General features: G+C 38.9%; 12 protein-coding genes. 5 read left to right on the top strand and 7 right to left on the bottom strand.

Annotated elements, in window-relative coordinates; genetic code table 11:
* Positions 1–13: 13 nt before the first annotated feature.
* On the bottom strand, positions 14–901 hold the full coding sequence (pdxS, locus tag MHB50_RS20645; protein ID WP_077112555.1) for a pyridoxal 5'-phosphate synthase lyase subunit PdxS: 888 nt from the start codon (positions 899–901) through the stop codon (positions 14–16).
* 121 nt (positions 902–1,022) lie between these two features.
* Here pdxS and MHB50_RS20640 point away from each other — a divergent pair, with 121 nt between their 5' ends.
* Positions 1,023–2,426, top strand: coding sequence for a PLP-dependent aminotransferase family protein (locus MHB50_RS20640; protein ID WP_340084644.1), 1,404 nt, complete (start codon positions 1,023–1,025; stop codon positions 2,424–2,426).
* 974 nt (positions 2,427–3,400) lie between these two features.
* Here the strand turns inward: MHB50_RS20640 and MHB50_RS20635 are convergent.
* The 3 genes from MHB50_RS20635 to MHB50_RS20625 form a co-directional block, all read right to left on the bottom strand.
* Positions 3,401–3,577 (bottom strand): hypothetical protein, encoded by a 177-nt coding sequence (locus MHB50_RS20635; protein WP_340084643.1) that lies wholly within the window; start codon positions 3,575–3,577, stop codon positions 3,401–3,403.
* Between the two features lie 108 nt (positions 3,578–3,685).
* Positions 3,686–4,906 carry an MFS transporter gene (locus MHB50_RS20630; RefSeq protein WP_340084642.1) on the bottom strand — a complete coding sequence of 407 codons (1,221 nt, stop codon included), beginning with the start codon at positions 4,904–4,906 and terminating at the stop codon, positions 3,686–3,688.
* A gap of 225 nt (positions 4,907–5,131) precedes the next feature.
* Entirely contained in the window at positions 5,132–5,407 is a 276-nt protein-coding gene (locus tag MHB50_RS20625; RefSeq protein WP_340084641.1) for a biotin/lipoyl-binding protein, read from the bottom strand.
* A 2,494-nt stretch (positions 5,408–7,901) separates the two neighbouring features.
* On the opposite strand from MHB50_RS20625, the gene MHB50_RS20620 reads away from it, so the two are divergent.
* Entirely contained in the window at positions 7,902–8,132 is a 231-nt protein-coding gene (locus MHB50_RS20620) for a hypothetical protein (RefSeq protein ID WP_340084640.1), read from the top strand.
* A gap of 232 nt (positions 8,133–8,364) precedes the next feature.
* On the opposite strand, the gene MHB50_RS20615 is transcribed toward MHB50_RS20620, so the two are convergent.
* The 3 genes from MHB50_RS20615 to MHB50_RS20605 form a co-directional block, all read right to left on the bottom strand.
* Positions 8,365–8,706 (bottom strand): zinc ribbon domain-containing protein YjdM, encoded by a 342-nt coding sequence (locus tag MHB50_RS20615; protein ID WP_077112573.1) that lies wholly within the window; start codon positions 8,704–8,706, stop codon positions 8,365–8,367.
* 323 nt (positions 8,707–9,029) lie between these two features.
* Positions 9,030–10,799, bottom strand: a complete 1,770-nt coding sequence (locus tag MHB50_RS20610; RefSeq protein ID WP_077112575.1) for a DUF4153 domain-containing protein — start codon at positions 10,797–10,799, stop codon at positions 9,030–9,032.
* Positions 10,800–11,553: 754 nt separating this feature from the next.
* Positions 11,554–11,739 (bottom strand): hypothetical protein, encoded by a 186-nt coding sequence (locus MHB50_RS20605; protein WP_340084639.1) that lies wholly within the window; start codon positions 11,737–11,739, stop codon positions 11,554–11,556.
* A gap of 218 nt (positions 11,740–11,957) precedes the next feature.
* Between MHB50_RS20605 and MHB50_RS20600 the strand changes: the two genes are divergently transcribed.
* The 3 genes from MHB50_RS20600 (at position 11,958) to MHB50_RS20590 (ending at position 15,542) form a co-directional block, all read left to right on the top strand.
* Positions 11,958–12,236, top strand: coding sequence for a transposase (locus tag MHB50_RS20600; RefSeq protein WP_339160752.1), 279 nt, complete (start codon positions 11,958–11,960; stop codon positions 12,234–12,236).
* A 710-nt stretch (positions 12,237–12,946) separates the two neighbouring features.
* Positions 12,947–13,171 (top strand): hypothetical protein, encoded by a 225-nt coding sequence (locus tag MHB50_RS20595; RefSeq protein ID WP_339160749.1) that lies wholly within the window; start codon positions 12,947–12,949, stop codon positions 13,169–13,171.
* A gap of 745 nt (positions 13,172–13,916) precedes the next feature.
* A complete protein-coding gene (locus MHB50_RS20590) occupies positions 13,917–15,542 on the top strand; it encodes an FMN-binding glutamate synthase family protein (protein WP_340084638.1) in 1,626 nt (541 codons plus the stop codon).
* Positions 15,543–15,613 lie beyond the last annotated feature (71 nt).

The following is a 15,613-nucleotide window of genomic DNA, read 5'->3' as shown; positions in this document are numbered from 1 at the left end:
AGCGGCAGCACTTCTACCAGCCGCGCTCTTGCATTCTCTCTTCAAGACTGAGCTTATTAATATCGATCCCTTTCATCGCCGCGCCCAATTCTTTGGAAAGCTTGCCGATTAGATCATAATCCGTATAGTATGTCGTTGCTTGTACAATGGCACTTGCGAATTTTTCAGGGTTTTCGGATTTAAAGACGCCTGATCCGACAAATACACCGTCCGCGCCAAGTTCCATCATCAGCGCCGCATCTGCGGGAGTGGCAACACCGCCTGCCGCAAAATTAACAACCGGCAACCTGCCCTCTTCTTTGATTTGCTTAAGGATTTCATACGGTGCTCCAAGATTTTTCGCTTCTGTCATCAGCTCATCATCGTTCATTCTGGCAACTTTACGTACTTGCGCATTGACTTTGCGTATATGGCGAACAGCTTCCACGATGTTGCCCGTTCCAGGCTCCCCTTTTGTCCGCAGCATGGCGGCCCCTTCCCCGATCCGGCGGGCGGCTTCTCCCAAATCCCTGCATCCGCATACGAATGGTACGGTATAATCACTTTTTAAAAGATGAAATTCTTCATCCGCAGGTGTCAGTACTTCACTTTCGTCAATATAATCTACGCCCATCGCTTCTAACACTCTTGCTTCCACAATGTGGCCGATCCGGCATTTTGCCATAACCGGAATGGATACGGCGTTCATCACTTCTTCAACGATTCTCGGGTCAGCCATTCTGGCCACGCCTCCTGCCGCGCGGATATCAGATGGCACTCTTTCCAACGCCATAACGGCCACTGCGCCGGAAGCCTCCGCGACTTTCGCTTGCTCCGCATTGACTACGTCCATAATGACGCCGCCTTTTTGCATTTGCGCCATTCCTCTTTTAACCGTCTCAGTTCCCAGTTGTTTTCCCATGTTCCCCACTCCTTAAAGTTGTGATTTGTTTCATTTCCCATTATTATAGAAAGTAAGTGACTCTGTTAAAAGTGTCAGTTTTCATAAAAATAACAGGGTCAGATAAGGAGGAGTTAAAAAAATGGATATGTTATCTTGCAATTTAAACCGATCTATAGACGTACCTTTATACGAACAACTCTATTTATATATTAAAAAAGAAATTACCGAAGGCCGCCTGGAGTATGGCTCCAAATTGCCGTCTAAGCGAAAGCTCGCGGACTTTTTAAAAATCAGCCAAAATACAGTGGAAGCTGCCTACGATCAACTAATGGCAGAAGGCTATGTCGAAGGAATTCCGCGAAAAGGGTATTTTGTGCTTGCCTATGAAGATTTGGAGTATGTACAAACAGCATCCGCCACCTCATATGTGCCGACAGACGAAAAAGAAAACATGAAATATCATTTCCTTCCCAGCAGGATCGATACGAAACACTTCCCGTTTGCCAAATGGCGGAAATACGCCAAAGACACAATTGACGAACAGCACCACGCACTCCTTTTATTGGGCGACAAGCAAGGTGAATTTGAGCTTCGCCGGGAGATTGCCCATTACTTATATCATGCGAGAGGAGTGCAATGCTCTCCCGAACAAATTGTGGTTGGTGCCGGCAGTGATTTTCTTTTACAACAACTTATTTTATTGTTTCCTAAAAAAACGGTGTATGGAGTGGAAGACCCGGGCTACCATGTCATCTCTCATATTTTAAAAAGCCATCAAAACGAAGTGTATCCTCTCGAGGTCGATGACGAAGGGGTCAAAGTGGATACGCTTGACCAAACCGGGATTAACGTTGTTTATGTAACGCCCTCCCATCACTTCCCATATGGATCTGTCCTTTCTGTCAACCGGCGGATCAAGCTGTTAAATTGGGCGGCGGGTCATGCAAACCGCTACATTATAGAGGACGACTATGACAGTGAGTTCCGCTATAGCGGAAAATCGATCCCCTCCCTGCAAAGCATGGACCATAGTGAAAAAGTCATTTACCTGGGGAGCTTTTCCAAATCACTTATCCCTTCTTTGCGGATCAGCTACATGGTTCTTCCCCAGGAACTATTACAAAGATATAAAGATGCGGACATTTTCTTTTATCACTGTTCGGTCTCTAGGATTGACCAACACATCCTTGCCCAGTTTATGAAAAAAGGAGATTTCGAAAGGCATCTGAACAGAATGAGGAAAATTTACCGCAAAAAATTAGAAAAAACATTGGACATCCTAAAGCCTTATCAGAACAAAGTCGAAGTCATCGGCGAGCACTCTGGCCTTCACATTGTCCTTGTCGTCAAAAATGGCATGAATGAACAAGACCTCGTTCAAAAAGCCGTGAATGCCAAGATGAAAATCCACCCCCTCTCCTCTTATTCACTGGAGAAAAAGGTGGAACATCCGCCAAAAATGATTCTTGGATTTGCCGGAATACCAGAGGATGAATTAGAAGCAGCTATTACATCGTTATTAAAGAGCTGGGGAATTTCATAACTGTAGAACTTAATGGGGATGTAAGTCAAGTGAACAACCAACTTATGAAAAAATATTAGGGGAAAAGGATCCATTTTTGCGGAGGATTGTAAAAAGTAAATCCTCACTTGCTAAAAAAAGAAGCAGCTAAAAAATGGCTCCAAAAAAGACACGCCATAAAATTAGCATTAAAAAAATTGAACATTTCTCGTTTCATATACTATTACCGATTAATTACCGCGTGAAAAAGAAGCAAGTGAGGGACATTCTGCACCAGACTGCTCTATCAACAAGGAATAAAAAAAACTGCCCCATGAACAAATCAAAGTATTGTAGCTTTGAAAATGGCAATTAAAAATGTATACCACTTGCCAACCGTATTATGAATGCAATAAGGAGTCCTTATAACGGAAGATATGAATATACGCAATATTCCGGACACAAAAAGGTTAAGCCCGTTTCAGGACTGCATCCATTCATGGAGTGTCCTGCATCCGGCGAAACCAGTCAAGCGATAGAACGCACTTGACAGCTTTCGCCGGATACAGGAAATACTACACATGGATGTCGTTTAAAAAATGTGTAGATTTAGGATGAATAAATAAGCTGAATGGTTTCTTCTGATCAAGCTGCATCTTTACGGCAGGAATCTTCTAATTGTAGTGGCGTTAAGTAGCTGATATTGCTTCGAATAATTGGTTCATCAAGCCTGCTACCGTATAGAATCTGACTCTGCTGCCAAAGTTATTTATGGCAATTAGGCAAATTAAGGTAGCCAGGTATGTGCCGACTCCTTTATAAGATCAAGTTTTCTTTCTCATTGATAAAGCCGCCATCTAGAATGGTCTTTCGGTCTATTCCCTGGGGAGTTTGGATATGTTCCACTGGAAAGGAGCAGTACTTGTTTTAGGCAGCTGCGCCTGTTTTTGGCAACAGGTTGACCTTTCTTTCCTCTCGGTGCTTTACGTCATTTTCCTCTCTCCCGAAAGAAGGTGTCATAAGGGGTAGTCTCTTGTGATGTCAGGCATAACAGGAAAGGTCGATTTTGGTGTAATGGCAATATGCGGGTCTTTCTGATGAATCAGAGAGTGAAAAATGTCCTGGATATCTTCGGCACTTGGATAACCATTGGCTGTAGCTTCGTTTAACAGAGAAAAGTCACTTTTTTTCATAAGCTTTCCCAACATTTTTAGAATGCCATGAACAGATTATAGTTAATTTTACTAGCTTTTTGGTGTTTATAATTTAATTACGGATTTATGTCTAAATTTAATTCTCCTTTATACATCTTCTCTATAAAAGTTCTTTTTATTAGGCTTTAAAACTGAAATTGCAAACAAAATAGATGATAGCAACATAACTAGTGCCAAAATGACCATTGTAAATCGCAAGGAAAAAATGTCTGATACAACCCCAATTGCTAAAATAAATATTACTTGAATAGCGCTTTGGATTAGCTGGTAAATGCTTGTAACTCTACCCATTACATCAATAGGAACATTGTTTTGATAAAAGGTCATGATTCCTGCATTTAAAAATACATTAAAGAACCCTAAGATGACGAAACCAACAACAATAGAAGTAAAAGACCAGGAAAATGCATAGATTACATAGCCTATCGTCGTCATGATTAACCCAATAGAAATCATATATCTAAGTGAAAATCTATTTGAAAAAATGGATAATAAAAAAGCCCCTACAACAGAACCAATTCCTGTTATACTAATTAATAAACTATATTCAAATTCAGATAGACCTATCACCTGTTGAGTGAAAACAACCTCTTGTGCATCCATGGCAAAAGAAAATATCATAATCATGATAAAACCAAGATACACAAAATTTACATATTTGTTGTTTAACATGAATTTCTGAACGACCGTAAAATCCCGAACAACTTGTGCAATAGTCAATGTTGGAATTGTTTCTTTATCAATGTTTTCTTTTTCAGGAAGAAATAACAATAAAACTACTGAAATTAAAAAAAATATACCATTAAGCCATAATGTTATTTCAACAGATGTTAATAATATTAATGAACCACCGACTGCAGGGCCGACTATAAAGGCTCCTGAACTTATAAATGAACGAATCGAATTAAAGTTTTTTCTTTTTTCTTTTGGAACAAGAATAGCAATATACGTCATTGATGATGGATTAAAAAATGCTTTTGCCACACTTAGGATGATCAATATTCCGTAAATAACTGCCATGTTTGGTGCAAATGGAATTAAGAATATGAAAATAGCTCTAATTATGTACGTTACTATCATTACTTTTCTTTTACTTCGATAATCAATAAAGCTACCGGTCCAGAATTTCGTTACAATATTTGTTAATGGTCCAATGATCCAAAGCCCAGCTACAGCTGCTGCTGAACCTGTAAGTTGAAATATAATAATATTAATTGCTACTAAATAAATGAAATCACCAATACTTGAAATTCCAATAGAAGACAATAACAATATTGAGTTTTTCCAATTTTTTATGTTTCTTATCATACATACCCCCTACGATGTTTACCGTATTGTCAAAAGTTTTTAATAAAAACTTGAAAAAACTTTTATTTACTAACTAGTTTTAAAATACAAAAAACTTTACATCCCCTCCTCGACTTTTAAGGATAATTGAGGTTACCTACACACCGAATTCCTTAAAAAAAGAGTTGACAAGTTGTTCCCTCAATTTATAACCGATATTTGCTTAAATGTCACTAGTGTTGCATACTAGATGTATTTGGTCATGTTCTTCCTGAATGGCATCATTTCATGTTGTTTTTTAATTTGGCCCAATTCTAGATAAATAGAATTAATTTGCAGTTGATGTTGCCTTTTTTCCAGTTTGACCTGTTGGTTATTGTATTCAAGCAACTTATCACCCTTCTTTAATTTATCACCTGGTTTGACGAATATTTCCTTGACCTCACCTTTTTCAGGTTGATCATAAATATATTGTTCACTTTCCAGTTTTAGCGTCCCCGGGGTCACCACAGTTTTCTGCATGTTTTTTTGGCTAATCTCGTCGTCTTCACATTCAATTTTGCAGTCGCAGCACTGCTTTTCTAAATATTAAAACCGATCAATCCAACAACAAAAATGATGACACCCGTCAATTAAAATGCCCCCAATACTAACGTTACTGTTGCTGAAAATAGTTGTAACAACAAAAATTTCTGTTACGACACCTTGTAACAATAATGAACAAACGTACTCATTGAAGATTATTTCTTGAGTCCCGCATTAGACTTGATAATTTTTCCCACATTTATAATAAGCATTAATTAAAATCGGATTAACCAGGCCAACAACAATGAACCTATTTTGTCATTGTTTCAAAAATAGCACTATACATTCTCACATTATTTTGGGTGCTTTAATGATTTAAGGGATGGTTTAAAGACGTTTTTTTGCAAGCCCCTATCCTACTAAGATTTAAACTCTAAAAAGAAAGCAACTATAATTAAGATTAGTATGTAGACCGCGGCTATTATCATGACATAACCAGTTTTTCGACTCTCTTTCCAAAATGCAAAAATTAAGTAAACCGAAACAATTAATAGTAGGATCATAAATATGATTAGTAACATATAAATTACCTCCAACGGTGCTTATTACCTTATAAGTACAAAAACATCTTGTTTTGAAAAAACCTGTCAATCCACTGAAATGAAACTGATTGCCAGTTCTTTACACATTAGAAGCAATACTACTGTTCATGAGGCTACCAATCCCTTGTGTCGTCACCTATTGTTCTGGATGCTTCCTTTTAGCGAACTCATAGACTTTTCGGTTAGCCAATACTCTTTTGTATGTTCATTATGGCATTGTGTATGTGTAATAACTTTCAACCCATCGTGCAGATAGATTTCAAAGCAAAAAACTTGCTCCGGCCACTTCGGGCGTCCACCAAGGAGGCAAAGCTTTTGTAGAGACTTCCAATCTGATTTAGGCGTCTGAAACATCTCCCCTAAATATGGATGATCATTGCTTAACCATGAACTAGAAAATGAACTTTGAATGGCCTAACAAAATTGGCTATTCAAAATGATTTAGGAAATCGCTTTCTAAACTATTATCTTTTGCTTTTCACTTTTTAGTTGCATTCGTTATCAAGTTGAATACGTGGGTTGTTTTTTTGTAACTCATTTACAAATGCCTGTATATCTTTGGGGGGAAATCTGAATCGCTTTATACTTGTAACTGCTTCAGCTGCTGGCAATATTACAAAGAGAGGTGTCCTAAAGTTGAAAAATTGACTTATGGGCCCCTCTTCCAATTTGGATAATCCATTTAAGAAAAAAGGAAGCAAGAATGGTCTCTTTTATCGATCGTTCTTACGAAAATAGAATTGTAATTTGATACTTGAGGTTATTGCATAACCAATTAGCGCTCCACCTAATGAGCCTATATAATAGCTCCAATCGTCATTAGAGACATAAATTCCATAATAACTAATGATAGCTCCAACGAAAAATAAAAATAAAAAATGGAAAATTAAAAAAATATTATCTTTGCCCATCTTTTATTCCTTTCTCAAATATAATGATTTTTAATAATCATTATTTTCGCATATGCAGGAGAATTTTGCACGTTATTTACACCTAGCGCCATAAAGATTTTAAGAAAGCCTTTACTACGTATAAAAGACTCAATACTAGAATTTGTTAAGAAGTGTATGAGCTTCAAGTAATTAATTATTTTAAATTACAAAAAGAGGTGCTTCTGATGATTAAAAAGTGTTTTTTATCTTTAATATCAATGACATTAATAGTTACTATTTTTCCATTTAATTTAACACAAGCAGCTTCAAATAACATTGATCACAGCATGAAATGCCAGTTGAAGCGGACATAACCCAAAGCCTTTTCGGTGAAGTGAACTTTACTTTCCTACACTGGAAACATACACACATGATACAAATCATAAAGAGCCTAATTATAAAGGAAATCCCTGATTCTCTCCAGAAGACATGAGCTCACAAAATGTCGGACGAACCAAACGCTTCTTCTTCGAATGGATTCTACATGTGACAGCACCGGCTATTTCTCATGCGGCGGGAAAACACCCTCGTAGTTGCAGGTGTTTGATCAGCTCATCCATCCTTTCTTCTTTCCTTTTCTTCTCTAAGGTTCCCACTGTGCTGTTTAATTCAAGGAACAGCTTTTGCCTATCATTGGCAGCGAGTGATTTCTTAATAGCTCTGTAACAGGGATGATCCTGAAAGATGCTCTGGATAATCGCACACATGGAGCGGTCAATGGTAAAAAAGGAGTTGGGGGGGAAGTATTCCCGCCAGGCAGTGATCTATTTCGCCCCATCTCCGTTGACGCAAGCAGACACCAAGAGGTCATCATCGAATTTATCCACTAGAAAAGCCTCCAAGTGATCCCAAAAATTTCCATAAAATAAGGATTAAGAACGTCTCCTTTTCTCTTATAAACATTTTTGGTAAAATTAAGTTGTTGGTTGAAGACTTCAAAAGAGGGAGTGACCAGCAATGCTTTTGTTTTTTGGTAAGTTTATCTCGTTCTATTTGTTCTGTACAATTGCATTCTCCCTCTACAAAGTAATGTACTACAACATCAGCAAAAAATTGATTGCAAAAACGACTGATGGTACAAAATTGCATTGGCTTTTAAATATATTTGTTAAAGACGGTAAGAAATTAGATAGTGACGATTACTTCTTAATAGGTGCTTTTGCGGCTCTTTGTGCGATTTATTTATAAAATGGTGCTGTGACAAAACCCAGCAAAACTAGAAAAAGAGTGGCATACATCAGCTCATGTAGTGTATGCCACTCTTTTTTCTTTAATTATTTCTGGCTAGTTTTGTCCAAGCCCCTTGCTATTTCGTATTTACTTATGTCCCAGCCCTACTCTTTCTTTTACCAAAACATCTTTGTTTTTGGCTTCACTCACCCGTAAATGCTTTAAGAGTCTCATTTCTCACAAAAGCCTTTTAAATCTTTTTGACAAACTCCGATTTTAGTTTCATGGCGCCGATGCCGTCAATTTTACAGTCTATATCATGATCCCCTTCAACGAGGCGAATATTCTTTACCTTTGTCCCCATTTTTACGACTGACGAACTTCCTTTTATTTTTAAATCTTTAATGACTGTAACGGTATCACCATTGTGTAATACATTGCCGTTGGCGTCTTTGACTACTTGCTCTTCTTCCATATTGTCTGCTTTCATTTCCGGATGCCATTCATGGGCACATTCCGGGCAAACAAGAAATCCTCTATCCTCATACGTGTATTCAGAATTACAATTTGGGCAATTGGGCAAATTGGTCATCTTCTCATTCCTCATTTCGCTATTTAACATTTTCAAAAAAATATAGTTAATTGTTTCCTATATGCCTATACTGTCACAGTCTTCCTGTAATGACAAGCTCCCCCTTACGAAATACCCGTTTGGAGAGCAATATAAAAAGTGACGCCCTTTTTTCCAAACTTGCGAGCGAACTCGGCTGTATAAAAGCCAATCCAGCCATAACAGTCAGATCATTCAGTAAATCCCCATCTCGCTTTTCTCTAAAGCTGTAATGAAAGGCATTAGAAAGCACCTCCCATCGTTTGATCGTTTCTCACGATGGAGGGTGCCATTCACAAAGGTGCTTATTTGATCTTAAGTAGTACAAACATATCTGCAAAAAACTGATTGTCATAATGACTCACAGAAGTAATGAGCAAATCCATTCTTACTTTGTCGTTCTCACGGGTAACAGTTGCTTTCTTTACAGACAGCATTTTGGTGCCTCCCCCGTAACTTTCTTCATCCTCAAGGATTTCAGCAAACACTTCTTTTGTATGAACCTTTATCAGTTCGGCGTTCTGTTCATCGACCAAACGGAGGATGATATCATCGCTTTCCAATTCTTGCTTCAATATATAATGTACGTTATTGATTTCAACTGGAACTTGCTGTACTTCTTTACTATTAACCGTCAGTTGAACCATTCGATCGTAAGGTTCTATATTCACGACAGGGCTTTCCTGCCAGTCCAGATCGGCATATTGTGATTTACCGCCCCCGTCTATTCCATCGTATACTGCTTGAAAACCGAAGGTTTTCTGAAAGTGATCATCGTAAAGAATGTTATCCGGCAGCCAATCAATTTTTTTCAGATAATCCATGCTGTCCAAATAACTGACCGTTCTCGTAATCGTTTTTTTATCTTTCTCGGATATGGATGAGTTCGGTACAATTTTGCCCTCTTCCAACATGCCGTTCTCAGTCAGAGTATCTTTCAGGACATTTATCTGGTTGGTTCGGCTGACTGTAAACGCATCTATGGGAGGAATGATCGATATAGCGGAAAAAACGATCAAAACAGCCGCAATCCAGCCATTTTTTCGAACAGGGAAAAAGCTGAATATAATGCCTGAAATGAATGCGAAAATCCCAAACATAATGACATAATAGCGTCCATGAGTCACTCCTGCTTCCGATATTTTTAAGATCGAAGCAATCGTTTGAAACAGTACGATCGGAATGAGTACCTTCGGAAAAATTCTCCTGAATATCATTGCGGATTGATTGTCCAGGCTGCTGGCCAGAATACACACGAAAATAACGGTAATCGTATAGGAAACAAGCATCGGTTCAAGCAGGTTATTCGTCCAAAAATCCCCGCGAATATTTAAAAGGACATAAACAAATAAAATAATGGTGTACACCGCAGTCAGCGGAATAATGACGTAAGAAATCAAAATACCCAGCGTTTTTGGAACCGAAATGGCCCTTTCCATTTTTTCAAGTTGATCTGTTGATAGATTCGTATCCTTTTTCCCTGGATAAGGGGGCGTAAAGGACAAAAAGAAGATCGGTGCAAACAAAGAAAAAATGATGTTTAAGGCGTGAGAGTAGACTTTATAATGTATGGAAAAAAGAAGCTGATCGATCGCAAAAATGATGGTGCTGACGCCTCCAGCGAGAACGGCTGAAAAAAGCGCCGTGATAAAAAATGCTTTAAAAGCGGACATAAAGCTTTCATTAAAGGTTACCTTGCTTTTAATAGCGGGAACCCAAATAAAAGCCATGAGCAGTGCAAACATGGCAACAGCCGTTTTTATGCTAATTTCGATATTAAATGCGGATGCCGATGGAATCATAAAGTAATAACCAGCAGTTAAAAGGATCGCGCCGCCCATCAGCATAAAGCGTTCACTTGCCTTTGTGCAAAAACGCTCATACACGTGCTGGCCAACAACACTCAGCATGGCTCCGACCACAAACGTAAAAAGATACTTTGAAAAATCTTCCTTTTCATTTTGTATGGAAATCACGTTCACTGTTGCAACAGCCACAAGAAAAAGCATCGTTAACGGGTAGCGGTCAACAGCCTTCACGACTCCAATCAACTTATTTTTTAAGCGTTCAATCACGAATCACATCACCTTTCTTCGTTTGTCCAAACGCGATATTACCTTGCCGATTGCCTTTTTAAAAACAATTGCCTCCCTCTCCATTGTATAATAGTTTTTTAAAAGTATGAAATTGGTAAAAAACATCTGTCAAAAACCATTCGACAACCTCTTTCAGCTTCAACGCGATTTTTTCAATTCGATCATCAAAAAATGACTAATACCCAAGCAAATGCCTCCTTACGGTAGCGATTCAAGATAATCGGCACCTGATTCATTGCTGGTTCGATCTCATTACCGATCAAGGAAGAAGCTTGCGGAGCACTGCAAACAAAAAAAGTACCTGTCACCTGTTTTCCCGGATTCTATAGGCACAAAACAAAATAAAAAAGCTTGGAGAGAATCTGCTTTCTCTACAAGCTAAAACCCGTTCACAAAGTTCATTCTCCAACAGCAAAGCGTTATTTATATAATTCCTTGGACCCTTAACAAGCGTATATCGCACTTTCCATTCAATTATTTTATTTTTCGGAATCATTGCATAACCTCCCGAGTTATGTCTAAGAAGATTATTCCATGGATGACCTTTGATTCCTATGTGTGTTTTATTTTACGCTTACAAATCAGGCGAAGGAAAACAAGCCGTTTTCCTCCGCCTGATTTATTTTAGGGGCTTTTTGGACAGCCCCTCTCTACTCGATTCACATAAAATTTTTCAAGCTTTTGATAACGAAGAGGATCATCCTGCTCAATATGCACTTCCCACACTATTATTTTATGAACTTATAATTTTAAAACATCTCTTACAATAAATTTCATTAGCATGTTTTTTTAAAATCTTATCTAAGACACCTACTGGCATCTTCTTAGTCTCTGGGAGAGTTAAATGAACGACTAATTCCTCGTTTGGTTGGATTTCTCTTTTACAATTATCACATTCTAAATTTTTTCTTTTAAACATCTTTATAACCATCCTTTCACTCTCGCTCAAAGCACAAAATTGCATGAAATATAGTTGTGCGGAGCACTTTTTTATTATTGTAGATGTATAGGGATGCACAGGAGTGGGCCATTCCGATAGCGGAAAAGCATGTTTATATGTGTAGATTGCCTTTTCAAGCACAAACAAGTGTGACTTCGAGGACGTAGACTTCTCTTTGTATAACATGAGTGGAATTGATGTCCACAAAACCTTTGTTGTTGCCTGTATTGCTTCAACTAATAAAAAATGTCACAACTTACAAACACCGTCGCTTTTCAACTTTTACAAAAAGATTGGTGGAGCTGTCGCAGTGGCTTTGTAAGAACAATTGTAAAGATGTTTGTATGGAATCTACCGGGAAATATTGGATTCCCGTGTTTAATATACTAGAAGATTCCTGCAACATCACACTGGCACATCCAAAATACGTCAAAGCCATTCGTGGCAAGAAGACCGACAAAAAAGATGATAAATAGATTGCGGATTTATTAAAACATGATCTTGTTGCTGAAAGCTTTATGCTTCCGCTAGCTATTCAACAGCTTTGTGATTTGATGGGCTATCGCTTTAACTGATTCATTTTACATCCAGTGAAAAAAACCGATTTCAAAACAGCTTAACGGTTTCTAATCTTCAGCTTGGAAGTGTTGTTTCTGATACGTTTGGAAAAAGTTCCATAAATATCATTGACAAACTATTAGAAGACCCGACAGACACCCGATTTTGATATTAAATCACTTATTCATGGTTCCATGGATCATAAAATTCCAGAACTAAAACTTGCCAATAATGGTCTTATAACACCCGAACAATTTGGAAAACTAACGGTTATTAAACAGCATGTAGAAAACCTTCTGCACGAAAAGCTGACCTTGAAAAACAGATATTTTCTCTTGCAGAGCCCTACATGGATGAAATTAACTTGATCTTAACTGCTCCGTCTTTTAAGAACATCTTCTCTGCCATTGCCGTGATTTCTGAGATAGGTGTTTGTATGGACGTGTTTCCGACAGCTAAGCATCTCTATTCTTGAGCAGGGCTAACACCTACAAATAACGAAAGTGCCGGCAAGAAAAAAGTCAGTAAGGGTTTCCAGAGCGGTGGTCTATATCAAACCCCTTTTGGTACAGTGTACTGCCGCTGTAGTCAAAAGCGAAAAGCATCCGGAAATAAGGAATCGCTACGCATGAATCAAAAACGCCGCGGTCACAAACGTACCATTATCGCCATTGCACGAATGTTGTTAACTGCAATTTATCACATGTTGAAGAAAAAAGAACCTTATAATCCAGAGTTATACAAAAAATCAGATGCTCTCCCTGTAAGCCGTGAGATCACGGTCGAACAAGCAATTGCACTCGTGATATCTCAAGGTTTTCTCATTGCTATGCCAGAAACTAAAGCAACTTAGATACATTCGCTATTGGTTTATAATTTTTTTGAAAAGTCATCTTGGATGGATTATTTGGCATGCGGCTTTAATTTTAGAAGTAATTATGGGAGTATTTCAGACTTTCCTCCTTCATTCCCGCTTTACAATCTATCATACATTATCCTTATACTACCATTACCCTCTGTAAATTATTCAATTCATTTCTTCTAGGATAAGTCAGTATAAAGGAGATAGAATCCAATGTATAAAAGTCAACAATGATATGTACAATTATGATATGTACAATTATGATAAGAGGCAATGGCTACAGCCCCCCCCTAATAATTGACTATATACAGATTACCTTCACGTAGATCAAACCATTCGTCACCCATGAACATACCATTACTGGCCATTACTTTCTTTATTCTCTTTCACAAGGTGGTTTTTCAGGCGGTAGGAACTCCTGCTATGCTCACCACTGTGGGATGATGATGGACCAGTCCAAAATGATGGTATTGACTATTTTAGTATCCTGAATACCTCTCCCATAACATGAAGCTTACGTTTGTATTTATAATTAACAAAAAATAATACTGAATGACTTTTGTTATTTTGTTATTCAGTATCTCAAATAGCATCAAAGCCCGTTTCTCGCGTGCCGACGATGGATGATGCTCCATCGTTCAAACTTCTCTCCCGAATAAATGATTACAACAAGAATGGAAATACTACTTTCTACAGACGATCTGGCTTTATAACTTGTACTAAATTGGAGGTCAACATGGATCTTGCACATATGTTCATCGTGATTGGCTTTATGACTAGCATCTTTGTCATTGGAACAATCATCTTTCTTTTTGCATATTTGCTTCTATTTGACAGAAATCAGAAGATGCATTCCATCTTAAGGAATTATCCGGTGCTTGGCAGGGTCCGGTATTTTCTAGAAAAAATCGGGCCGGAAATGCGCCAATATTGGTTTAATAGCGATACAGAGGGAAGGCCTTACTCAAGAGACGACTATGAACATATTGTGAGGAGCGCAAAATACAAGCGGGATGCGATCGGGTTTGGCTCTAAACGTGATTTTGAAGAAGAAGGCTATTACGTCCGAAATGATCTGTTTCCAAAACTGACAGAAGAATTGAAAGTAGACACTGAAACCTTGGCATTGACCCAAAAGTATTTACTTATTAAGGACCCTCTTTTTACACAAAGGGTTGAAAAATGGGAGGAGGATAAGTCATCGGCGTATCTACTGCACGATAATGATGCTGTCGTCATTGGAGCCGGGCTCAAGCATCCATTTATCCTGAAAGGGCTTATCGGCATGTCGGCGATGAGTTACGGGGCACTGGGAAAACATGCCATTACTGCTTTATCAAAAGGACTCTCCATGGCAAAAGGAACGTGGATGAATACCGGGGAGGGAGGATTATCCCCCTATCACCTTGAAGGCGGCGTTGATCTTATGGTGCAAATCGGGCCCGGCTTATTTGGTATTCGAAACCCGGACGGGGATGTCGATTGGGAGGAGTTAAAAAGAAAAAGCGAAATCCCGCAAGTAAAGGCCTTTGAAATAAAACTGGGGCAAGGCGCAAAAGTCCGCGGCGGCCATATTGATGCGGAAAAAGTAAATCCAGAGGTAGCCGCCATTCGCAAAGTAAAGCCATATACATCTTTGGACAGCCCAAACCGTTTCCGTCAATTTCACGACGTCCCAACGATGTGCGACTTTATTGAGAAAATCAGAGAAACGACCGGAAAACCTGTCGGAATCAAAATAGTCATTGGGGGAAACGACAGCGTTTTAGAGTTGGCCAGTTACATGCGAAAGATGGGAAAAGGACCGGATTTTATTTCAATAGACGGCGGGGAAGGCGGAACGGGAGCCTCTTATCAAGAACTGGCAGACAGCGTTGGTTTGCCTGTGAAGTCGGGCCTTCCCATCCTCGTATCGACACTTCAAAAATACGGTGTCCGGGATCGCGTCAAAATAATTGCGTCCGGCAAGCTTTTTACCCCGGACCGGGTGGCTATAGCGCTCGCCATGGGCGCCGATCTTGTGCAAATTGCCAGAGGCTTCATGATATCTGTCGGTTGCATTCAAACATTAAAATGCCAATCCAATATCTGTCCCGTTGGAGTTGCCACAACCGACCCTTTACTGCAAAAGGCATTAGTCATTAACGAAAAGAAGCATCGGGCCGCCAATTATCTCATCACACTCCGAAAAGGGCTATTCCGGATTTCCGCAGCCGCCGGATTGGATTCTCCCGTTCATTTTTCTCCCAAACACGTCATGTTTAAAGACGATAAAGGTGTCGTCCATTCACTGGAAAACATTATGAATGAAATTGAGCAACAAATAGAAAACCGGGAGGAACAACATTCTACTTTGTTTTGAATGGCTTCTTTGACTGACCGAGATTGGTGAAAAACCGGAATACGAAAGAGACAATACAAATGGACTCGATG

Origin of the sequence: Siminovitchia sp. FSL H7-0308, assembly GCF_037980985.1 — a bacterium.
GTDB lineage: Bacteria > Bacillota > Bacilli > Bacillales > Bacillaceae_C > Siminovitchia > Siminovitchia thermophila.
This window is presented reverse-complemented; position numbering and strand designations above follow the sequence as displayed.

Coding starts and splice junctions, on each gene's coding strand:
- MHB50_RS20595 (WP_339160749.1), top strand. CDS start 12,947: ATGAATCAAAAACGCCGCGGTCACAAACGTACCATTATCGCCATTGCA.
- MHB50_RS20625 (WP_340084641.1), bottom strand. CDS start 5,407: ATGCAGAAAACTGTGGTGACCCCGGGGACGCTAAAACTGGAAAGTGAA.
- MHB50_RS20620 (WP_340084640.1), top strand. CDS start 7,902: ATGCTTTTGTTTTTTGGTAAGTTTATCTCGTTCTATTTGTTCTGTACA.
- MHB50_RS20640 (WP_340084644.1), top strand. CDS start 1,023: ATGGATATGTTATCTTGCAATTTAAACCGATCTATAGACGTACCTTTA.
- MHB50_RS20615 (WP_077112573.1), bottom strand. CDS start 8,706: ATGACCAATTTGCCCAATTGCCCAAATTGTAATTCTGAATACACGTAT.
- MHB50_RS20590 (WP_340084638.1), top strand. CDS start 13,917: ATGGATCTTGCACATATGTTCATCGTGATTGGCTTTATGACTAGCATC.
- MHB50_RS20605 (WP_340084639.1), bottom strand. CDS start 11,739: ATGTTTAAAAGAAAAAATTTAGAATGTGATAATTGTAAAAGAGAAATC.
- pdxS (WP_077112555.1), bottom strand. CDS start 901: ATGGGAAAACAACTGGGAACTGAGACGGTTAAAAGAGGAATGGCGCAA.
- MHB50_RS20630 (WP_340084642.1), bottom strand. CDS start 4,906: ATGATAAGAAACATAAAAAATTGGAAAAACTCAATATTGTTATTGTCT.
- MHB50_RS20600 (WP_339160752.1), top strand. CDS start 11,958: ATGTCCACAAAACCTTTGTTGTTGCCTGTATTGCTTCAACTAATAAAA.
- MHB50_RS20635 (WP_340084643.1), bottom strand. CDS start 3,577: ATGAAAAAAAGTGACTTTTCTCTGTTAAACGAAGCTACAGCCAATGGT.